The sequence below is a fragment of the Pseudomonas sp. JAI120 genome (assembly GCF_014207255.1).
Taxonomy (GTDB): Bacteria; Pseudomonadota; Gammaproteobacteria; order Pseudomonadales; family Pseudomonadaceae; genus Aquipseudomonas.
In genome coordinates this window covers 38,296-58,711 of the sequence record NZ_JACHCZ010000004.1, presented here as the reverse complement: position 1 = coordinate 58,711, position 20,416 = coordinate 38,296, and the positions used below count along the sequence as shown (strand labels likewise).

The 20,416-nt window shown below is 61.6% G+C and carries 17 protein-coding genes; 4 read left to right on the top strand and 13 right to left on the bottom strand.

The genetic code is table 11. The features are described from left to right. Positions 1–88: 88 nt before the first annotated feature. Positions 89–868: a hypothetical protein gene (locus tag HDC32_RS21320; RefSeq protein WP_131696716.1), complete on the top strand. Its 780-nt coding sequence runs from the start codon at positions 89–91 to the stop codon at positions 866–868. Here the strand turns inward: HDC32_RS21320 and HDC32_RS21315 are convergent. The 13 genes from HDC32_RS21315 to HDC32_RS21255 form a co-directional block, all read right to left on the bottom strand. Then, positions 865–1,461 carry a MarC family protein gene (locus tag HDC32_RS21315; RefSeq protein ID WP_003217330.1) on the bottom strand — a complete coding sequence of 199 codons (597 nt, stop codon included), beginning with the start codon at positions 1,459–1,461 and terminating at the stop codon, positions 865–867. The genes HDC32_RS21320 and HDC32_RS21315 overlap by 4 nt on opposite strands. Before the next feature lie 164 nt (positions 1,462–1,625). Then, the gene (locus HDC32_RS21310; RefSeq protein ID WP_131696715.1) at positions 1,626–4,397 is read right to left on the bottom strand and encodes a hybrid sensor histidine kinase/response regulator; all 2,772 of its coding nucleotides are present in this window, start codon (positions 4,395–4,397) and stop codon (positions 1,626–1,628) included. A 102-nt stretch (positions 4,398–4,499) separates the two neighbouring features. Then, complete coding sequence (gene purD, locus HDC32_RS21305) at positions 4,500–5,792, bottom strand: phosphoribosylamine--glycine ligase (RefSeq protein WP_053134606.1); 1,293 nt, start codon at positions 5,790–5,792, stop codon at positions 4,500–4,502. A 163-nt stretch (positions 5,793–5,955) separates the two neighbouring features. Continuing rightward, positions 5,956–7,563: a bifunctional phosphoribosylaminoimidazolecarboxamide formyltransferase/IMP cyclohydrolase gene (purH, locus tag HDC32_RS21300; protein ID WP_131696714.1), complete on the bottom strand. Its 1,608-nt coding sequence runs from the start codon at positions 7,561–7,563 to the stop codon at positions 5,956–5,958. A gap of 81 nt (positions 7,564–7,644) precedes the next feature. Then, positions 7,645–7,965 (bottom strand): DNA-binding transcriptional regulator Fis, encoded by a 321-nt coding sequence (gene fis, locus HDC32_RS21295; protein WP_002555375.1) that lies wholly within the window; start codon positions 7,963–7,965, stop codon positions 7,645–7,647. Next, the gene (gene dusB / locus HDC32_RS21290) at positions 7,962–8,975 is read right to left on the bottom strand and encodes a tRNA dihydrouridine synthase DusB (protein WP_184745362.1); all 1,014 of its coding nucleotides are present in this window, start codon (positions 8,973–8,975) and stop codon (positions 7,962–7,964) included. The genes fis and dusB overlap by 4 nt, the downstream gene beginning before the upstream one ends. Positions 8,976–9,160: 185 nt before the next feature. Beyond that, complete coding sequence (locus HDC32_RS21285) at positions 9,161–10,408, bottom strand: DUF3426 domain-containing protein (RefSeq protein WP_184745360.1); 1,248 nt, start codon at positions 10,406–10,408, stop codon at positions 9,161–9,163. A 30-nt stretch (positions 10,409–10,438) separates the two neighbouring features. After that, positions 10,439–11,317, bottom strand: coding sequence for a 50S ribosomal protein L11 methyltransferase (prmA, locus tag HDC32_RS21280; protein WP_167656900.1), 879 nt, complete (start codon positions 11,315–11,317; stop codon positions 10,439–10,441). Positions 11,318–11,595: 278 nt separating this feature from the next. Beyond that, on the bottom strand, positions 11,596–12,957 hold the full coding sequence (gene accC, locus HDC32_RS21275) for an acetyl-CoA carboxylase biotin carboxylase subunit (RefSeq protein ID WP_131696710.1): 1,362 nt from the start codon (positions 12,955–12,957) through the stop codon (positions 11,596–11,598). A gap of 17 nt (positions 12,958–12,974) precedes the next feature. After that, a complete protein-coding gene (accB, locus tag HDC32_RS21270) occupies positions 12,975–13,436 on the bottom strand; it encodes an acetyl-CoA carboxylase biotin carboxyl carrier protein (protein ID WP_027607997.1) in 462 nt (153 codons plus the stop codon). 24 nt (positions 13,437–13,460) lie between these two features. Beyond that, positions 13,461–13,916 carry a type II 3-dehydroquinate dehydratase gene (gene aroQ, locus HDC32_RS21265; RefSeq protein WP_003171482.1) on the bottom strand — a complete coding sequence of 152 codons (456 nt, stop codon included), beginning with the start codon at positions 13,914–13,916 and terminating at the stop codon, positions 13,461–13,463. Between the two features lie 236 nt (positions 13,917–14,152). Beyond that, a complete protein-coding gene (locus tag HDC32_RS21260) occupies positions 14,153–16,114 on the bottom strand; it encodes a methyl-accepting chemotaxis protein (protein ID WP_184745358.1) in 1,962 nt (653 codons plus the stop codon). A gap of 53 nt (positions 16,115–16,167) precedes the next feature. Continuing rightward, on the bottom strand, positions 16,168–17,838 hold the full coding sequence (locus tag HDC32_RS21255; protein ID WP_184745356.1) for a PleD family two-component system response regulator: 1,671 nt from the start codon (positions 17,836–17,838) through the stop codon (positions 16,168–16,170). Between the two features lie 389 nt (positions 17,839–18,227). On the opposite strand from HDC32_RS21255, the gene HDC32_RS21250 reads away from it, so the two are divergent. The 3 genes from HDC32_RS21250 to HDC32_RS21240 all read left to right on the top strand — a co-directional run bounded on the left by HDC32_RS21250 (position 18,228) and on the right by HDC32_RS21240 (position 20,297). Continuing rightward, positions 18,228–19,205 carry a DUF2333 family protein gene (locus tag HDC32_RS21250; protein ID WP_409438492.1) on the top strand — a complete coding sequence of 326 codons (978 nt, stop codon included), beginning with the start codon at positions 18,228–18,230 and terminating at the stop codon, positions 19,203–19,205. 2 nt (positions 19,206–19,207) lie between these two features. Then, positions 19,208–19,744: an NUDIX hydrolase gene (locus HDC32_RS21245; protein WP_131696706.1), complete on the top strand. Its 537-nt coding sequence runs from the start codon at positions 19,208–19,210 to the stop codon at positions 19,742–19,744. 181 nt (positions 19,745–19,925) lie between these two features. Further along, positions 19,926–20,297, top strand: a complete 372-nt coding sequence (locus HDC32_RS21240; RefSeq protein WP_005784408.1) for a translation initiation factor Sui1 — start codon at positions 19,926–19,928, stop codon at positions 20,295–20,297. Positions 20,298–20,416 lie beyond the last annotated feature (119 nt).

The window sequence follows — 20,416 nt, the reverse complement described above, 5'->3', positions numbered from 1 at the left end:
AAGCGATGTTTGTGGCATGGAAGAGCCGCCGGTGGCTGGACTAGTGTGGACACAAGCCCCGAGTCGGGGTGTTTGTGGAGAACTGAAAATGGAGCGACATCACAGAAGGATCAACAACACAAAACGGCGCAAGTTGATTGCGGCCTACACATTACCGAGGGCGTCAGGTGCGCAGCCCTCATTGCCCCTCGACACGGAGGACGACTGCAACGCGGCGGTGGTCAACAACGGTGTGATTTCGTTTGCCGAGGGGCTGTCCGGGCTGAACATGGAGTACATCCGTAAAAGCTATCTGCTGGCCAGCAGCTATGTCAGCGATGTATTGAAAATCCACCGAGGTACCGAGGCCTGGTACGACGAATTCATCAAGGTGATGATCGGTTTGGGTTGGCTGCCGGTGCGCAGTCGTTTCGAGCGGGTTTCAAGCTCCGGCAAGGGCCTGACGGTGCAACTTGCGGCGCTGAACATCATCGCCAGCCTGTTGGCGTCGACGTCACTGACCGGGCCGTTGCTCACTGCACTGCCCAAACTGGCCGCTGATGCGCTGGAGGCCCTGAAGCAGCAGCCGGCATCCTTCGAGCTGTTCAAGCGCAATAGCAGCGTGCATGAGGGCGGTGATTTTGGCCTGGCGTCATGCGCCGAAACGGACGGCGAATTGACGATGGTGCTGGTGACTTACAGCACCCATGGCGTGAGCAAGCAGGTTGGGCTGCCTTTTCTGGAATGGGACAGTACCCAGTTCGAGGCCTTCAGCGGGCAGACCTGCCTGGTGCTGAATACCTCGGTGGTCAACGAAAAAACCATCCGACTGATGCGTGAGAGTGCTGGCGACAAGGTGCAGTCGGCGATTGCCAAATACCGCATCTAAGGCACCAGGTAGCCGCGCACCCCAGTAAAGATGATCTGCGCGGCGAGGGCACACACGAACAATCCCATCAAACGACTGACAATCTGCAAGCCCTGGTCACCGAGAATCCGTTCGATACGGTTGGACAGGTACAGCACCACGCCGACCGTGAGGCTGGCCAGGGCGATGCTGAGAATGGCGGTGATCTTGTCATCCCAGTGCGGCTGGCTGACGCCCATGACCAGCAGTGCACCGATGGTGCCGGGGCCGACGGTGAGAGGGATGGTCAGCGGTACGATGGTCACGTCCTGCTGCACGTTGTCGGTCTGCACCGCCGATTTGCCTTGGGCCATGCCCAGGGCGGAGATAAACAGCACACTGCCGGCGCCGATGCGGAAGGCGTCGACGGTGATGCCGAACACGCTGAAGATCACCCGGCCGAACAGGTAGAGCAACACGCTCGACACCAGGGTTGCCAGCGCCACTTTCCAGGCCAGGCGTCGCCGCTCTTTGCTCGAATAACCACGTGTCAGGCTGATAAAGCAGGACAGCACGAAGAACGGGCTGTAGAGCACCAGCATCTTCAGGTAAACGCTGAATAACACGTGGAGCATGGGAGTGGCTCGCGGGCGGGGAAAGTGTGGAGAGTCTATCAGGCGCCAGAGATCAAATGTGGGAGGGGGCTTGCTCCCGATTGCGGTGTAACAGTCAGATTATCTGTAGCCGAACCACCGTCATCGGGGGCAAGCCCCCTCCCACATGGGGACAGCATTTCAAGTCAGGACGGGGCGTGCTCAGGCCGCTGTTGACGCTGCGCCACCCAGAACTCCACCAGCTCACGCAACTGCGACAACTCCACCGGCTTGGCCATATGTCCGTCCATGCCGGCCTGGCGTGCGCGCTCTTTGTGCTCCGAGAGAATATGCGCCGTGAGCGCTACCACGGGTGTGCGAATGCGCTGGTGGCTGACTTCCCACGCCCGCAGTTGCTGGGTGGCCGAGAAACCATCGAGAACCGGCATCTCACAGTCCATCAACACCAGGTCATAACGCTGGGCCTTCATCGCCTCCAGCGCTTCTTCACCATTGCTGGCCGTGTCCGGGTTGAGGTTGAGCTTGCCGAGCATGCCGCGAATCACTTTGGTGGAGATGCTGTTGTCTTCGGCCACCAGGATCCTGAAATCGCTGGGCACGGTCACCGCCGCCGGAACACTGAGGGGCGGACGGGGCTGCGCGCCACCTTTGCTGCGCTGGGTCAACTCGTCGGCCAGGGTGGTCTTGAGGGTGTAACCGGCAACCGGCTTGGCGAGGATGCGTTTGATCCCGCAGTTCCGCGCGATGATCTTGCTCGGCGCATTGCTGATGCCGGTGAGCATGATCAGCAGGATGTCGTGGTTCAGGCTCGGGTCTTCCTTGATCTTCGCCGCCAGTTGCATGCCGGTCATGCCGGGCATGTTCTGGTCCAGCAGCACCACATCGAAGTAATCGCGCAGGTGCGCCTTGGTGCGCAGCAAGGCCAAGGCCTCTTTACCCGACGGTACGGCGCTGACATTCAGGCCCCAGGCCGAGCACTGCTGCACCAGCACTTTGCGGCACGTATCGTTGTCGTCCACGACCAGCACGCGCGCGCCTTTGAGCGGGCCGTCAAGGTCCGAGGTAGGGCGCTCCAGACGTTCCGGGTCCAGCGGCAGGGTCAGCCATAACGTGCTGCCCTGATGGCTGCCGCTCTTGATGCCGAACTCGCCGTTCATCAACAGGATCAGCTGGCGCGCGATCACCAGGCCCAGGTGGCCGCTCAAACGGGTGGCCGAGAGGAAGTTCTTGCTGTGCAGTTCGCTGTGCAGCAGTGCCTCGCGTTCGGTGGCTTCCATTGGCAGGCCGCTGTCCTGCACGGCTATGCGCAGGCGTGGATTGGTGGTGCGGTCGTCCAGGGCGACGACGATCAGCACTTCGCCTTCGTCGGTTTTGTGCAGGGCGTTTTCCAGCAGGCTCAGCAGCGCCTGGCGCAGGCGTGTCGGGTCGCCGCTGATGACGCGGGGTACCTGGGGCTGGATGAAGCTGATCAACTCGACGTTCTGCTGCTCGGCCTTGGCGCGGAAGATGCTCAGGCAATCCTCGATGAGTGCATTGAGGTCGAATTGCACGTCATCCAATTCGATCTGCCCGGATTCGAGCTTGGAGATGTCGAGGATCTCGTTGATCAATGTCAGCAGTTCGTTCCCGGCGCTGTGGATGGTTTGTACGTAGTCGCGCTGCTTCACCGACAGCGGCGTACCCAGCAGCAGTTCGGTCATGCCCAGCACGCCGTTCATGGGGGTGCGGATTTCATGGCTGATCTTGGCCAGGAATTCGGCCTTGGCAGCGATCTCGGCATTGCTGGCGGCCAGGTCGCGGCTGAGGCTGAAGCGGGCCTCGACAATCGCGCGCTGGCGCTCGCCCAGGGCCAGGCTCATCAACAGGCCGCTCAGACAGATAAAGGCCAGCAATGTGACGATCAAATCTTGGGGCGACACCATCGTCAGCCCCAGCAAGGCCGGGAGAATGATCAGCGTGCCGATGTTGAACACCACCATGCCCGCCACGAACAAGCGCGCCGGGCGGTAGCCTTTCTGCCAGTGATACGCCGAGACAAACAGCATGCTCAGGCCCGCCAAGGCCACCAGCGCGTAGGTGATGATGTTCAGCGGCAGGGTACTGACGAACAACAACAGCAGGCCGCACAGCACGATAAACAGGATGTCGGCCATCAACAGTTTGTTCAACGGGTGCGGACCCAGGGGCATGAAGAAGCGATAGGCAAACATCAGCCCGCACGGGGCGGTCAGCAGCAGGGCCAGGTAGGCGCCTGGGGTCTGGACCGCGTGCCAGTTCGGCAGCCATGGGCCTACCAGGTTGAGCAGCAGCGCCAGGCTGAGCATCAGCAGCAGTTCGCAGGCCGCCAGCCACAGGCTGCTGCGCGAGCGGTGGTAAGCGAAGCGCGTGAGGTTGTGCAGGATCAGCATCAGCAGGCAGCCGAACAGCAGGCCGTAGATCAACGTCTGGGTCTGATCTGCGGCGGCCAGCACGGCCGATTCCAAGGTGATATAGGGGCGTAGTTCGTGTTCCGAAACCAGGCGCAGGTAGACGTCGAGGGTCTTTTGGCTCTGGGGCATCGGCAGCATGAAGTCGTTGCTGGGCAGCGGGCGTTCCGCCTGGGGCTGGCGGGTGCCGCTGCTTTGTTGTTCGACCAGGGTGTCGCCGTCCAGCACATAGAGGCTCAGGTGCGCCAGGTCCGGTGCGAATACCCGCAGCACTTGCTCGTGCTTGCCGGGTTGCAGCTTGAAACGTACCCACAACGCGCCGTCCGGCTCCGCGGCGGTAATGCGGTCCAGTTCGATGGGGCTGAATTGATTGGTGTAGCGTGAGGAGCGGATGTCGCTCAGCTGCAGGTCGGCCTGTTCATCAAGCAATACTGCCCAGCCACTGCCTTGCGCGGCGGCCTGGGCCGGGAACAGGCAGAGCAGCGTCAGCAGACTGACAGTGAAACCTATGGCGATCCTGAGCCAGCGCACGGCGAAATCCCTTCGTAGGTTGATGCACGGTTAACTATGCGCGGGGAGGCCTGTATACGGCAAGGGCCAGAAGCCCTTGCCTAACCGAACGGATAGCTAGCGTTACTGGCTTTCGCCACGTTCACGGGCAATGGCGCGGTAGCCGATGTCCGTGCGGTAGAAGCAGCCTTTCCAGTCGATTTTCGCGGCCAGCTTGTACGCCTGTTGCTGTGCAGCGTCGACGCTGGCACCCATTGCGGTGGCGCACAGCACACGGCCGCCGGCGGTCACGACCTTGCCGTCCTTGAGCGCGGTGCCCGCATGGAACACCTTGCCTTCCAGGGTGGCCGCCGCGTCCAGGCCTTCAATCACATCGCCCTTGGCGTAGTCGGCAGGGTAACCGCCGGCTGCCAGCACGATGCCAACGCTCGGACGTGGATCCCACTGCGCTTCAACCTTGTCCAGGGCCTGGGCGAGGGCGGCTTCCACCAGCAGCACCAGGCTCGATTGCAGGCGCAGCATCACCGGTTGGGTTTCCGGGTCGCCGAAGCGGCAGTTGAACTCGATGACTTTCGGGTTGCCGGCTTTGTCGATCATCAGGCCGGCGTACAGGAAGCCGGTGTACACATTGCCTTCGTCGGCCATGCCGCGCACGGTCGGCCAGATCACCAGGTCCATCACGCGCTGATGCACGTCGGCAGTGACCACCGGGGCCGGGGAGTAGGCACCCATGCCGCCCGTGTTCGGGCCGCTGTCGCCGTCGCCGACGCGTTTGTGGTCCTGGCTGGTGGCCATCGGCAGGACGTTCTTGCCGTCGACCATCACGATAAAGCTGGCTTCCTCGCCGTCGAGGAATTCTTCGATGACCACACGCGACCCGGCGTCACCAAAGGCATTGCCGGCGAGCATGTCACGCACGGCGTCTTCGGCTTCCTGCAAGGTCATGGCGACAATCACGCCTTTACCGGCGGCCAGGCCATCGGCCTTGATCACGATCGGCGCACCTTTTTCACGCAGGTAGGCCAGGGCCGGCTCGATCTCGGTGAAGTTCTGGTAGTCGGCCGTCGGGATCTTGTGGCGCGCCAGGAAATCCTTGGTGAAGGCTTTCGAGCCTTCCAGCTGGGCAGCGCCGGCGGTAGGGCCGAAGCAATCCAGGCCGCGGCTGCGGAACAGGTCCACAACACCCGCCACCAATGGCACTTCCGGACCGACGATGGTCAGGGAGACGTTTTTCTCGGCGAAGTCGGCCAGTTGCTCAAGGGCCAGTACGTCGATGGCGACGTTTTCGCACTTGGCTTCGATGGCGGTACCGGCGTTGCCGGGGGCTACGAAGACTTTCTGGACCCGTGGGTCCTGGGCAACTTTCCAGGCCAGGGCGTGTTCACGGCCACCGCTGCCAATGATCAAAACATTCATTTCAAAAACCTCTGTGAAACGCTGTGCTTTCTGTAGGAGCGAGGGGGACGCCTAGTTCTTGCTCGCGAAGATCGTCAACGATAACGGGGGGTATCTGACTCCCCGTGGCGTTTTCGGGCTTTTCGCGAGCAAGCTCGCTCCTACAGTAGGAAAGCAGGGGTGTTTAGTGACGGAAGTGGCGCATACCGGTGAAGACCATGGCGATGCCGGCTTCATCAGCAGCGGCAATCACCTCGGCATCACGCATCGAGCCGCCCGGTTGGATCACGGCAGTCACGCCCGCTTTGGCGGCGTTGTCCAGGCCATCACGGAACGGGAAGAATGCATCGGACGCCATCACCGAACCGGCCACCTGCAAACCGGCGTGCTCAGCCTTGATCGCGGCGATACGCGCCGAGTTCACGCGGCTCATCTGGCCAGCGCCGACACCGATGGTCTGGCGGTTCTTGGCGTAGACGATGGCGTTGGATTTAACGTACTTGGCCACTTTCCAGGCGAAGATCAGGTCGTTGATCTCTTGCTCGGTCGGGGCGCGCTTGGTCACGACTTTCAGGTCTGCGCTGCCGATCATGCCGATGTCGCGGCTCTGTACCAGCAAGCCGCCATTGACGCGCTTGTAGTCCCAGGCAGCGGCACGTTCAGCCGACCACTCGCCGCAGGCCAACAGGCGCACGTTGGCTTTGGCCGCCACGATGGCGCGGGCTTCTTCGCTCACGGAAGGGGCGATGATCACTTCGACGAACTGACGCTCGACGATGGCCTTGGCGGTTTCGGCGTCCAGCTCACGGTTGAACGCGATGATGCCGCCGAATGCCGATTCGGTGTCGGTCGCGTAGGCCAGTTCGTACGCCTGGCGGATGCCGCCTTCAGCGTCCGGGCTCACGGCCACGCCGCACGGGTTGGCGTGCTTGACGATCACGCAGGCCGGCTTGACGAAGCTCTTCACGCATTCCAGCGCGGCGTCGGTGTCGGCCACGTTGTTGTAGGACAGCTCTTTGCCTTGCAGTTGGGTCGCGGTGGCGATGCCCACTTCGGCAGGCTTGGCTTCCACGTAGAACGCCGCGCTCTGGTGCGGGTTCTCGCCATAACGCATTTCCTGGGCCTTGATGAACTGGCTGTTGAAGGTGCGCGGGAACTGGCTGCGCCCTTCAGTGCTCAGGGTTTCGGCGGCCTGGTTCACGGTGCCCATGTAGTTGGCGATCATGCCGTCGTAGGCGGCAGTGTGTTCGAACGCTTTGAGCATCAGGTCGAAACGCTGGGCGTAGGTCAGGCCGCCGGCTTTCAGGCTTTCCAGCACTTGGGCGTAGTCGCCGGCGTTGACCACGATGGCCACGTCTTTGTGGTTCTTGGCCGCCGAGCGAACCATGGTCGGGCCGCCGATATCGATGTTTTCGATGGCGGTCGGCAGGTCGCAGCCTGGCTTGTTGATGGTGGCTTCGAACGGGTAGAGGTTAACGGCCACCAGATCGATCGGCTTGATGCCGTGCTCGGTCATGATGGCGTCGTCGATGCCGCGACGACCGAGGATGCCGCCGTGGATTTTCGGGTGCAGGGTCTTGACGCGACCGTCCATCATTTCTGCGAAGCCGGTGTAGTCCGCCACTTCCACTGCGGCCACGCCGTTGTCCTGCAGCAGTTTGAAGGTCCCGCCCGTGGAGAGGATTTCCACACCCAGGGCTTCCAGCTCCCGGGCAAATTCGAGGATCCCGGTCTTGTCGGAGACACTGATCAAGGCGCGGCGGATCGGCAGGCGGGTAGTCTGGTCGGTCATTTCAATTTCCATCAAAAGCAAAGGAGTCAGCAAAAAAGGCGACCGGTTTTACGCGGGCGCCTTTCTGGTTTGATTGAATGCTTACAGCAAATCGTATTGCTTGAGCTTTTTGCGCAAGGTGCCACGGTTGAGGCCCAGCAGCTCACTGGCTTTGGTCTGGTTGCCCTTGACGTAGTTCATCACGCTTTCGAGCAGGGGCGCCTCGACTTCGGAGAGCACCAGGTTGTACACGTCCGTGACGGAAGCGCCCTCAAGGTGGGCGAAATAATTATGCAGCGCCTTCTCGACACTCCCGCGAAGGGTCTGGCCTTCTTCGCTCGGCGTGTTGAGGTGCTGTTTTAAATTGACGTTGTCGCTCACGGGTGTTGTTCCACTCACTAAAGTCTCGGTCATCATCGTCATGCGGCCACCCATTCTCCGTCCCCTGCTCTCAGGCTCTTGTCTCGTTCGGCAAAAAACTCACGAACGGCGGTGACCTGTGCTTGCGTTTCATCCAAACGATTGAAGCCGGCGCGAAACTCCCTGGCGCCCGGCAGGGTTGCGAGATACCAACCCACATGCTTGCGAGCAATACGCACGCCCATCACCTCTCCATAGAAGGTGTGAAGTGCAGCCAGATGCTCTAGCAGAATACGTTCCACCTCGACCAGTTCCGGCGCCGGCATGACTTCACCCGTACGCAGAAAATGCTCGATCTCACGAAAAATCCACGGTCGCCCCTGTGCGGCCCGGCCAATCAACACACCATCGGCACCGGTGGCTTGCAGCACGCGCCGGGCTTTTTCGGCTGAGTCGATGTCGCCATTGGCAAATACCGGCATCGACACCGCCTGCTTGATCGCGGCGATGGTGTCGTACTCGGCTTCACCGGTGTAAAGGTCGGCGCGGGTGCGGCCATGCACTGCCAGCGCTGTAATGCCTGCCTGTTCGGCGATCTTCGCCACCGTCAGGCCGTTCTTGTTGTCCCGGTCCCAGCCGGTACGAATCTTCAGGGTCACCGGCACATCCACTGCGGCAACAACGGCCTGCAGGATCTCGGCAACCAACTGCTCATCCTTCAACAGCGCGGAACCGGCGGCCTTGTTGCAGACCTTCTTGGCCGGGCAGCCCATGTTGATATCGATGATCTGTGCGCCCAACTCCACGTTGGCTCGGGCCGCATCCGCCAGCATTTGCGCATCACCGCCGGCGATCTGTACCGAGCGGGGCTCGGGATCACCTTCGTGGATCATGCGCATCCGCGATTTGCGGGTGTTCCACAAGCTCATGTCGCTGGTGACCATTTCCGAGACTACTAGACCCGCGCCCAAACGCTTGCACAGCTGACGAAAGGGCTGGTCGGTGACGCCCGCCATCGGGGCGAGAATCAAGCCATTCTGCAATGTATATGGGCCGATGCGTACCGCCGACATAGGACTTCCCTGTTGTGGGGCCGGATCATTAGAGTTCGAAAAAGGGTTGGCATGATACCCGCTCTCGATGACTGGATAAAGGCTGAATTGGATAAAATCTGAACAGTTATTTCTTTATCGCCGCCGGTTTGGATGGGCGGCGCCCAGTCAATAATCCACCGTCAAGCTTCGGTGCGTGAGCCGATTCACTCGGGCGAGTGGAAGCTCAAGCTGTAATTCACGGCTTTATTGCCCGGATCGAGGATGTCCAGGGAGATATGGATCGGGGTCTGTGATGGCATTTCGCTCACCCCAGCCAACTCGCCACTCAGGTATTCGGCGGGCTTGAAGCGACGACTGGCAATCAGGTTGCCGTTGATGTCGGCGAAACGCAGCTCCAGCAGCGGAAAGGGCTGGGAGAACGTCGCGCGGTTATAGATGATCGCATCCACCACCAGCGCCCCGGCGAACTCGGGGTGGCTGCGTACCACCAGGTTGCTGCTCTTGATATGGGCGATATCGACCCGCGACGGCACCGTGCAGCCCAGTGTGGGGCACAGTTGCTGGAACCACGGGCGGTAAGCGTCCTGGCGGGCCAGATCGTCGAATTGATAGGCAATGTACTGCGCGGCCAGGCCGGCGGCGGCGATGAGTACCAGCAGCATCCAGATCAGGCGGCGTCCCAGGCCCTGCGGGCGTTTTTGCGCGTACAAGTGCAGAGGGTCGTCTTCTAGGTCTTGGAGCAGGTCGTCATGGACGCCGGCCTCGGGGCGTGGGCGCTTGCGACGGGATTGCGCGCGCTCTTCGGGCTGCGCTTCATCCGCTGCTGCTGTCAGGGGCGTGAACGGCGGGTCGGGGTGTTCATCGTCCGGGGTTGAGCGCAGCGCTGGCTCATCGTCGCTGTCGTCGATGTGCAACGACACGGATGGCTCGGTGCGTTGCCTGGTCGCAGGGGCTTTGCTCGGTTCAGGTTCTTCTTCGGAAGCGTTGGCGCGTTCTTCAGCCGGCTCGCTGAACAGGCTGGCGGCCCATTTTTCTTCTTCGGCCTTGACGGTTTCGCGGCTGGCGCTGAGGGCGTCTTCTTTCTGCCGACGGTCGGCGCCGGGCTGGCGGCGTTCCGCGCCTACGGGCTGGGTATGCTGAATCTCGCGGCGTTCCAGCTTGGCCAGTTCCTTGTCCAGGTCCAGGTTGTCCAGGTCCAGCTCTTCGGCGCTCCACTGCTTCTGGCTGATTGCCCGCTGTGGCTCAGGCGCTGCTTCGCGCGCGGGCTCGATCGCGGCCGGTTGCTCCGGCGCAGGCGCCTGGGCGCGCTGCTCCAGCAACTGGCGGGCAGCGTTGAAGACTTGCAGGCACGAGCCGCAGCGAACCACGCCGCGAGCCACGCTCAATTGGGCGTGATTGACGCGAAAGCGGGTTTGGCAATGCGGGCACTGGGTGACGAAACTGTCGGTCATGCGGCCATCCGATTCAGGCAAGCGCTCATTCTAGCGCCGACGTCCGCTGATGCGTACCCAGCCATCACGGTTAGCGATCGGATCCAGCTCGAAATCCTTGGCGTAGGCGGCGGCGACGTCTTCGCCTTGCTCGGCGAGGATGCCCGACAGCGCCAGGCGCCCACCCGGCTTGACCAGGCTCGACAGTTGCGGCGCCAGGGAAACCAGCGGGCCGGCGAGGATATTGGCGACCAGCACGTCGGCCTGCACCTGGGGCAAATCCTGCGGCAGGTAGAGCGGGAATTTACCTTCAGGAATGTTGTTGCGCCCGGCGTTATCGCGGGAGGCTTCCAGGGCCTGCACGTCGATGTCGGTGCCCACGGCTTCCTTGGCGCCCAGCAGCAGGGCGGCAATCGCCAGGATCCCCGAGCCGCAGCCGAAGTCCAGCACGTGGCTGTCAGTCAGGTTCTGGCCGTCCAGCCACTCCAGGCACAGCGCGGTGGTGGGGTGGGTACCGGTGCCGAATGCCAGGCCCGGATCCAGCAGCAGGTTGACCGCGTCCGGCTCCGGGGCGGCATGCCAGCTCGGCACGATCCACAGGCGCTGGCCGAAGCGCATCGGCTGGAAGTTGTCCATCCAGCTGCGTTCCCAGTCCTGGTCTTCGATGATTTCGCTGTGATGCTCAGGCAATGGGCTGCCGGTGAGCAACTCCATATGGGCCAGCACGGCGGCGGCATCGGCGCCGTCTTCGAACAGGGCCAGCAGGTGAGTGTGGGACCACAGCGGGGTGGTGTTCAGCTCGGGTTCGAAGATCGGCTGGTCTTCGGCGTCCATGAAGGTGACCGAGACGGCGCCCACTTCGAGGAAAGCGTCTTCGTAGGTTTCGGCTTGTTCTGGGCTGATGGCGAGACGGACTTGCAGCCAAGGCATGGCGGGCACCTTTGAAAAAATGAGTGTGCAGCCGGGTAGGCTGCGAAAGCGCGCAAGTTTACGCGAGCGGCGGGCAGAAGACGACACTACTGACTGCACGCCGGTCAAATGTGGGAGGGGGCTTGCCCCCGATTGCAGTGTGTCAGTCTCGGTATCTGTAACTGATCCACCGCTATCGGGGGGCAAGCCCCCTCCCACATTTGGACTGTGTACATCTTCAAAATAGAGGGCCCACAAACAACAAAGCCGCCCGAAGGCGGCTTTGTTGGGTGGAGCACTTACTGGTTGGCCAGCTTGTGTTCCAGGTAGTGAATGTTCACACCACCTTCGCAGAAGCCTTCATCACGAACCAGGTCCCGGTGCAGCGGGATGTTGGTCTTGATGCCGTCGACCACGATTTCGTCCAGGGCATTGCGCATACGGGCCATGGCCTCGTCGCGGGTGGCGCCCCAGGTGATCAGCTTGCCGATCAGCGAGTCGTAGTTGGACGGAACCTTGTAGCCGCTGTACAGGTGCGAATCGACGCGAACGCCGTTGCCGCCCGGAGCATGGAAGTGCTTGACCAGGCCTGGACTTGGGATAAAGGTCTTCGGGTCTTCGGCGTTGATCCGGCACTCCAGGGAGTGGCCATGGATCTTCACGTCGTCCTGGGTGAAGGACAGCACGTTGCCGGCGGCGATGCTGAGCATCTCCTTGACGATGTCGATACCGGTGACCATCTCCGACACCGGGTGCTCTACCTGCACACGAGTGTTCATCTCGATGAAGTAGAAGCGGCCGTTCTCGTAGAGGAACTCGAAGGTGCCGGCGCCGCGGTAGTTGATGTCGATGCACGCCTTGACGCAGCGAGCCAGGACTTCCTGGCGAGCGGTTTCGTCCAGGCCCGGTGCCGGTGCTTCTTCCAGCACCTTCTGGTGACGGCGTTGCAGCGAGCAATCGCGGTCGCCCAGGTGGATGGCGTGACCCTGGCCGTCGGACAGTACCTGCACTTCCACGTGACGTGGGTTGGTCAGGTACTTCTCGAGGTAGACCATCGGGTTGCCGAACCAGGCAGCCGCTTCGGAGCGAGTCTGCTTGGCCGCTTCGATCAGCTCTTCCTCCTTGTGCACCACGCGCATGCCGCGACCACCACCGCCACCGGCGGCCTTGATGATCACTGGGTAACCGACTTCGCGACCAATGCGCAGTGCGGTTTCCTCGTCTTCAGGCAGTGGGCCGTCGGAGCCCGGAACGGTTGGCACGCCGGCGGCGATCATGGCGTCCTTGGCCGATACCTTGTCGCCCATCAGGCGAATGGTTTCGGCTTTCGGGCCGATGAAGGCAAACCCGGATTTTTCCACCTGTTCGGCGAAATCGGCGTTTTCCGCGAGGAAGCCGTAGCCCGGGTGGATGCCATCAGCGCCGGTCACTTCTGCGGCCGCGATGATGTTCGAGACTTTCAGGTACGAGTTCGTGGCCAGTGGCGGGCCAATGCAGATGCTTTCGTCCGCCAGTTTCACGTGCATCAATTCGGTATCGGCCGTCGAGTAAACAGCGACGGTCTTGATGCCCTCTTCCTTACAGGCGCGCAGGATACGCAGCGCGATCTCGCCGCGGTTGGCGATCAGGACTTTTTGCAGTTTCTTCGCAGGTTTCAACATCGAAGGCGCTCCGCGGTTCAAACGATGGTGAACAGCGGCTGGTCGTACTCAACCGGCTGACCGTTTTCTACCAGGATGGATTCGATGACGCCGGCTTTTTCGGCCGTGATGTGGTTCATCATCTTCATCGCTTCAACGATGCAGATGGTGTCGCCCACTTTCACGGTCTTGCCCACTTCAACGAAGGCTGGCGAGGTCGGTGCCGGGGTGCGGTAGAACGTACCGACCATTGGCGACTTGACCACGAAACCGTTCAGCGCAGGGGCTGCCGGTGCGGCAGGTGCAGCGGCAGCAGCAGGCGCGGCGGCCGGAGCAGCAGCTGGTGCCGGTGCCTGCATCTGTGGCGCGTAGAACTGTTGGGCCGGGGTCTTGCTGTGGCGGCTGATCCGTACGGACTCTTCGCCTTCCTTGATTTCCAGCTCGTCGATACCGGATTCTTCCAGCAGTTCGATCAGTTTCTTAACTTTACGGATATCCATGAATCATCAACTCCCAAGGGTCGGTCAGGGGCGCTTGGCCTGTTCTTCAAGCTGTTCCAGGGCGGCCTCCAGGGCCAGTCGGTAACCGCTGGCGCCAAGGCCGCAGATCACTCCTACCGCAACGTCGGAGAAGTAGGAGTGATGGCGGAAAGGTTCGCGTTTGTGCACGTTCGATAAATGCACTTCGATGAATGGGATGCTCACCGCCAGCAGCGCGTCACGTAATGCAACACTTGTGTGCGTAAAAGCGGCGGGATTGATCAGGATAAAGTCCACGCCTTCGCCACGCGCGGCATGGATGCGATCAATCAATTCATACTCGGCATTGCTTTGCAGGTAGAGCAGATGGTGGCCGGCTTCACGTGCCCGTCGTTCCAGGTCAAGGTTGATCTGATCGAGGGTTACTGCCCCGTAGACGCCCGGTTCACGGGTGCCGAGCAGGTTCAGGTTGGGTCCGTGAAGAACCAGTAAGGTCGCCATCGGCTGTTCCTTGTTATTGATGTGGGCAAGGCAGAACCCGGCGACTATGCCGCAAAGCCTTTGTGACTGTCCAGTTCTATGCAGTAGGCGGCACGATTAGCGAGGATTGCGCAAAATTTGTGACTGGGGGTCGGGATCCGGTCATTGGTAATACGCCCTTGAATCCCGTGGAGATCAAATGTGGGAGGGAGCAAGCCCCTCCCACATTATTTGATTTTGGATCTTCAGGGGGCAGGTCAGACACGGAACGCCTGCACAGCCGTATTAAGCTGCCCACCCAGCACCAGCAAATGCTCACCCTGGCTGCGGCCCTGGCCGATGCGCAGCAGGTTGTCCTCACCCAGCTGATGAATCCGTTCGCTGTTATCGCGAATCTCACTCACGGCGCCACTTTGCTGCGCCGTTACATCGGCAATGCGCACGGCGGTGGCGGAAATGGTCTGGATCGCGCCGACGATTTCATCCAGTGCGCCATCTGCCGCCTGGGCTTGCTGGGCGGTGGCCTCGGCGTGTTCGACCTGGGCGCGCATGCCCTGCACCGATTGGTGTGCAGCGGTTTGCAGGCCGGTGATCAAGCCCTGGATCTCGGCGGTGGCGCCAGCGGTGCGTTGGGCCAGGGTGCGCACTTCGTCGGCGACTACGGCAAAACCGCGCCCGGCCTCACCGGCGCGGGCGGCCTCGATAGCGGCGTTGAGCGCCAGCAGGTTGGTCTGGTCGGCAATCGAGCGAATCACGGTCAATACGCCGCCAATGGTGGCGGACTCTTCGGCGAGTTTCTCGATCATCTGCGCATTTTGCTGCACTTCACCCACCAGCGCGTGCAGGCCGGTCAGGCTCAGACCGATCACTCGCTGGCCTTGCTCGACCGCCTGGCCTGCGCTGCGGCTGGCACCGGCGGCCTGGCTGGCATCGCCGGCGACTTGCTGGATGGTGGCTTCCAGTTCGCCCAGGGAATCACGAATCTGCGCGGTATCCCCGGCCTGGCGTTCGGCTCCGTCGTGCAGGCCACTGCTCAGTTCGGCCAAGGCGCGGCTGCTGCCGGCCACTTCTTCGGCATTGCCACGGATGGTACCCACCAGGTCCACAAGGTAGGCGCGTAAACGGTTGAGGGACGCTTCGATGTCGCGCAGTTCGCGGTTGGTCTTGCCCAGGGCAATTGGTTGACTGAAGTCGCCTTCGGCCCAGATCGACAAGGCCGGTGCCAGGTTGGTCAGCACCCGCGCCAAGCGCCGTTGCAGGGTGTCGATCAGCAGGGCGATCAGCAGGATCAGGCCGATCATCACGCCTTGTATCAGGCGCACTTCGCCCTGGATCTTGCCGTGTTGCGCGCGCACCACCGGCTCCAGGCCGGCGATCGCCTGTTGAACGGCAGCGATTTTCAAATGGGTGGCAGCGGCCAGGTCGGCGCGTTGCTGGATCTGCGTGCGGGTGCGCTGGAGTTCGGCGGGGTAGCGGGCCAGCAGGCCGTTGAGTTCGCGCTTGAGGTCGACGCCGGTGTCCTGGGCTTCGGCTTTTTGCGTATTTTCCAGGCCCATCAAGGCCGAAAAATCATCGGTGTTGGATTCTGCGCTGGCTTTTACCCCGAGCAGTGGCAGTTGTTCGAGCAGATCTGCCTGGCTGCGCATATTGCCGACTTCACGCTCTACATCGTCCGCCAGTTCCGCGCGACCGCTGCTCACCAGTTTGCCGCGGGCCAGGGACAGCTTGCCCAGGTGTTGCGAGGCGGCCAGCAGCGGTGGCAGGTAGCGCGCGGCTTCGGGGGTGTTGACGCCCATTGCGTACTGGCTCAGTTGCTCCAGATTGGCGCCCAGCTCCCGCTCGGCTTGCAGCAACAAGGCTTGCGGGTCGCCCGCCAACTTACCGGCCGCCAGCAGGTCGGTCTTGCTGAAGGTATCCAGGTCCGCGAGGCTGGGGCGCAGGTTTTGCGCGAGGTCGGCTGGCAGTTCATCCAGGTGCTGCAACAGGCTTTCCAGGCTCTGGCTGGCGCTGCTCAAGCGCAATGCATCACCGCTGGCCAGGTAGTCGTCGATATTGCGCGCGGCCTGGTTCTGAAAGGTCTGTGACAGACCGAGGTAGCGTTCCATCAGCAAATAAGGGCGTTCCAGCGCCCGTTGCGACCACCACAGCGTCGCTCCAAGCGCCAGGCAAACGGCCACCAGCAGGAGGGTATTGAGATTGGTCAGCAGCTTCAGGCGCATGCGGGATATCAACCGACGGCAAAAGGTAAGTGCCTGAAGTTATTGCGTTTTCATTACAGGGTTATGACGGAATCACTGGATTCTGGTGAAAAGATGGCACTTTGCCTTGGCGTGCGCGCCGCTTGCACGCGGTTACGCCCGGCATGCTTAGCGCGGTACAGCGCCTCGTCGGCCTGGGCGGCCATCATCAGGCTGTCGGAGTCGTCGCACAGCTCCACCACCCCGGCGCTGAAGGTGCACCACAAGTCCTGGGGCTGGGCCGGGTAGTGAATTTCGGCAAAGCGCCCACGAATTTCATCCAGCACCTTGCAGGCCGATTCCAGGTCGGTGTCGGGCATCACGATGGCGAACTCTTCACCGCCATAGCGGCCGATGTAATCGGTCTTGCGCAGGCGTTGCTTGAGAAACAGCGCCAGGCTCTTGATCACGCGGTCACCCATGGGGTGGCCGTGGCTGTCATTGACCCGCTTGAAGTGGTCGATGTCGAGCATGGCAAAGCTCAACGGCTTGTTCTCGCGGCGCGCGCGGAAGCTGCAGTCTTCGAGCAATTGCAGGATATGGGTGTGGTTGTACAGCCCGGTCAGGCTGTCGCGCACCATCCGCGCCTTGAGGTTACGCGCACGGGCGGCGCGGTTGCGCACCGTGGTGATCAGGTGGCGCGGCTTGATCGGTTTGGTGAGAAAGTCGTCGCCGCCTTCGCTCATGGCGTCCAGCTGCTTGTCCAGGTCGTCTTCGGCCGACAGGTAGATGATCGGCACACTGACGTAACGGTCATTGTGGCGAATGACCTTGGCCAGTTCGGTGCCGGTACAGGCCGGCATGTACATGTCGAGGATAATCAGGTCGGGCTGGAAGTCCGCCAGCTCGGCCATGGCCTGGATCGGCTCGATCAAGGTACGGGTGACGATGCCGGCACTGTTGAGCAACCGCTCAGTGTGCAGCGCCTGGGCCCGCGAGTCATCGATGATCAGCACTTTGTATGGTTCGTACTGGGCGACGCAGGTCAGCACTTCGATCTTTTCCAGCAGGCTGGAGGCTTCCAGCGTGCCGGTGAGGAATTCCTGGCCGCCGGCGCGCACGGCGGCGAGGCGAGTGGGGGTGTCGGTTTCATGCAGGCTGAAAAACAACAGCGGCAGCTTATGCTCCAGGCCTTCCTGGGCCTCGGCCGCGAGCCTGAGGCCCAGACCGGCGCCACAGAAATCCACGTCCATGACAATGACTGAGGGCAGGCGTTCGCTCATCGAGGTGCGAAACGCCGCCACGCTGTCCAGGGAGTGGGCGCTCATGCCAAAGAATTCCAGCTGCTTGGCCAGGCGCTCGGCGCGGTCGTGATCGGCCAGCATCACGTAGATCGGCTTGCGCATCGGCGGCAGGAAGGTTTGTTCCAACTGGTCGCCCTGGCGCAGGCCGGTGCGGGACAAGCGCTGCATCAAGCGGTTGAGTTCGGTGATCAAGTGGCTACTCAAGCGTCCGCGGTTTTCGTCCACCGCCTTGAGTGAGTCACCGATGTGCCGCGCCAACTGGCCGTGCTCGGGTTGTTCGAAGCGCTCGGCAAAGCGCAGCAGGCGCAGGTTGGCTTCGCTGAGTTCGGAGAGGTCGGCGCTTGACCATTCGCTGCGTTGCAGGCGCTGCCAGATCTCAAGAATTTGACGTGCCTGATGAATTACCCGCTGGGCAAAATGCTGCTTGAGACGCTCACGGCTGGGGTCTTCTGGCTCGGTCATATCCTGACTACTAGTTAGGGTGCATGCTGAGGTCGAACTGATGGCTCTATGCTAGCACCTCTTTTCAATGGGATGAGTGTCATATGTCAATTAACTGCGTGTCCCTGATATTCAGTGGGTGACCTGATGGTCGCGCAGCTTAAAAGGCGTGCATCCTTTATAGTCGAATGCTTCCCGTCTGCACGTTTGGTGAAAAGCCCCGCATGGGCGGGCACGATGGGGTAGGGTTGTGGTCGGAGTGTTTGAACGCACGCCCTCAATTCAAGTGCATGAACTCAAGTGATTGAAAGGATATCGCCATGCTGGACTGGAAAAACCGTGCGGGCAGTGCCAAAGGCCCTGCCCCTGAGCCCAAGTCGGCCAACCGCAGCTATTTTCGTACTTTGCTGATGAGCCGAGCCATGCTCAGCGTGCTCGGCCTGTATCTGTTGGTCACCGGCGCCCTGGGCTGGTACTGGAGCGAAGAGCCGGCGCTGTTCCCGGTCCAGCAGAATGCGCAGCTTGCCGCCGAGAAGGAAGGCAAGCAGATGGTGTTGGGCTATACCACCGTCGAAACCCTCAAGACCGTGGTCGGCACGTTGCTGAACAAGCCCGGTGGCTATATTTCCAACGACCGTTTCCCGCCGGGCCTGTGGATGGACAACATGCCGAGCTGGGAGTACGGCGTGCTGGTGCAGGTGCGCGATCTGACCCGCGCCCTGCGTAAAGACTTCGCCCGCTCCCAGTCGCAGTCGGCCGAAGACGCCGATCTGGCCAAGGCCGAGCCGCGTTTCAACTTCGACAACAAGAGCTGGGTGCTGCCCTCCAGTGAGTCGGAGTACCAGGAAGGCATCAACTCCCTGAACCGCTATGAAGCGCGCCTGTCCGATCCGAATCAGCGTGGCGCCTTGTTCTATGCCCGCGCCGACAACCTGAACAACTGGCTGGGCGATGTGGCCACCCGCCTGGGTTCGCTGTCGCAACGCCTGTCGGCCAGCGTGGGCCGGGTCAAATTGAACACCGCACTGAAAACCGAAACCCTGGCGCCGGGTGAAGTGCCGCAGGTCGACGAAGAAGTGGTGGAAACCCCATGGATGCAGATCGATAACGTGTTCTACGAAGCCCGTGGTCAGGCCTGGGCGCTGTCCCACCTGTTGCGTGCCATCGAAGTCGACTTTGCCGACGTGCTGGCCAAGAAAAACGCCACCGTCAGCGTGCGCCAGATCATTCGTGAGCTGGAGGCTTCGCAAGAGCCGGTATGGAGTCCGATGATCCTCAACGGCAGCGGCTTCGGCGTGTTGGCTAACCATTCGCTGGTCATGGCCAACTACATTTCCCGGGCCAACGCGGCGGTGATCGATTTGCGTCAACTGCTCAACCAGGGTTAATGATGGACGCGACTCAAAAGGAGGCTGCGCACCGCGTAGCCTCCGATGCCGAACTGATCTGCTGGGTTGACGAGCAGGACAACCTGCTCGGCCACCTCGTCAGGTCAGACCTGCGCCAGCGCGGCCTGATCGGCCGCTGCACCTTTATCTTCCTGTTCAATTCCAAGGGTGAGCTGTGTGTGCATCGGCGCACCCTGAGCAAGGCCCTGTACCCGGGTTTCTGGGATACGGCGGCGGGCGGGATGGTCGCGGCGGGCGAATCCTACGCGTTGTCGGCTGCCCGCGAGCTCGAAGAAGAACTGGGTGTCGGCGGGGTGGAATTGATCGAACATGACCATTTCTATTTCGAAGATGGCGACAGCCGACTCTGGTGCAAATCCTATTCCGCGACCTGGGACGGGCCTCTGCGCCTGCAGCCTGAAGAAGTCATGGAAGCGCGCTTTTTGCCCGTTGAAACGGTCCTGCAGGAAGCGCAGCAAAAGCCTTACTGCCCGGACGCCCAAGAGGGGCTGCGGCGCTATCTGGCCTCACGTCGCTAAAGCTGCATAAATTGGCGCCATTTGGCTCTTAGCAAGTCGGCTTTTTGCCGTTACACTGCGCGACTTTTCACCCGAACCGCCTTGGCGGCTCGGTAGCGCTGCCCCTGCCTGAGTGGGGCTTCGCGGTCGGTCGTCCCTTAGCGGAGGCCGATCAGTCTTTGTCCTCCCGAGAGGATTGCCGGTGGCCAAAAAAGCCGCATCCTTCGCCGCCCTCGGCGGCCTGGTATTTTCCACCGACGCAGGTCGACACTGCCCGGACTGTCGTCAGCCCGTGGATTCGTGTACCTGCAAACAGACCCTGATCCCCGAAGGCGACGGTATTGCCCGCGTGCGCCGCGAAAGCAAAGGCCGTGGCGGCAAGACGGTGACCACTATCACCGGCGTGCCCCTGGCTGAAGACGCGCTCAAGGAATTGGCCACCACGCTGAAAAAGCGCTGTGGCACCGGTGGCGCGTTGAAAGACGGGGTTATCGAGATCCAGGGCGATCACGTCGAACTGCTGTTGGCCGAGCTGATCAAGCTCGGTTACAAGGCCAAGAAGTCCGGCGGCTGAAAGCCTCTTCCCAACCTGTGTCTAAACTCTGTCCTGCGAGTGGGGTCTACCTTGCTTACAGGCAAATCGTCATTTTCATTCTTTAGACTGCGCCAGCCTCGAACGCGAGGCGGCGCCTT

Bases quoted from the DNA above. Each gene is read 5' to 3' on its own strand.
- aroQ (WP_003171482.1), bottom strand. From the start codon at position 13,916: ATGGCGACCTTACTGGTTCTTCACGGACCCAACCTGAACCTGCTCGGC.
- HDC32_RS21260 (WP_184745358.1), bottom strand. From the start codon at position 16,114: ATGCGCCTGAAGCTGCTGACCAATCTCAATACCCTCCTGCTGGTGGCC.
- dusB (WP_184745362.1), bottom strand. From the start codon at position 8,975: ATGTCGGCGGTACGCATCGGCCCATATACATTGCAGAATGGCTTGATT.
- accB (WP_027607997.1), bottom strand. From the start codon at position 13,436: ATGGATATCCGTAAAGTTAAGAAACTGATCGAACTGCTGGAAGAATCC.
- HDC32_RS21315 (WP_003217330.1), bottom strand. From the start codon at position 1,461: ATGCTCCACGTGTTATTCAGCGTTTACCTGAAGATGCTGGTGCTCTAC.
- HDC32_RS21255 (WP_184745356.1), bottom strand. From the start codon at position 17,838: ATGACCGAGCCAGAAGACCCCAGCCGTGAGCGTCTCAAGCAGCATTTT.
- purH (WP_131696714.1), bottom strand. From the start codon at position 7,563: ATGACCGACCAGACTACCCGCCTGCCGATCCGCCGCGCCTTGATCAGT.
- purD (WP_053134606.1), bottom strand. From the start codon at position 5,792: ATGAATGTTTTGATCATTGGCAGCGGTGGCCGTGAACACGCCCTGGCC.
- HDC32_RS21250 (WP_409438492.1), top strand. From the start codon at position 18,228: ATGAGCCGAGCCATGCTCAGCGTGCTCGGCCTGTATCTGTTGGTCACC.
- HDC32_RS21285 (WP_184745360.1), bottom strand. From the start codon at position 10,408: ATGACCGACAGTTTCGTCACCCAGTGCCCGCATTGCCAAACCCGCTTT.
- accC (WP_131696710.1), bottom strand. From the start codon at position 12,957: ATGTTGAAACCTGCGAAGAAACTGCAAAAAGTCCTGATCGCCAACCGC.
- HDC32_RS21320 (WP_131696716.1), top strand. From the start codon at position 89: ATGGAGCGACATCACAGAAGGATCAACAACACAAAACGGCGCAAGTTG.
- prmA (WP_167656900.1), bottom strand. From the start codon at position 11,317: ATGCCTTGGCTGCAAGTCCGTCTCGCCATCAGCCCAGAACAAGCCGAA.
- fis (WP_002555375.1), bottom strand. From the start codon at position 7,965: ATGACGATGATGACCGAGACTTTAGTGAGTGGAACAACACCCGTGAGC.
- HDC32_RS21245 (WP_131696706.1), top strand. From the start codon at position 19,208: ATGGACGCGACTCAAAAGGAGGCTGCGCACCGCGTAGCCTCCGATGCC.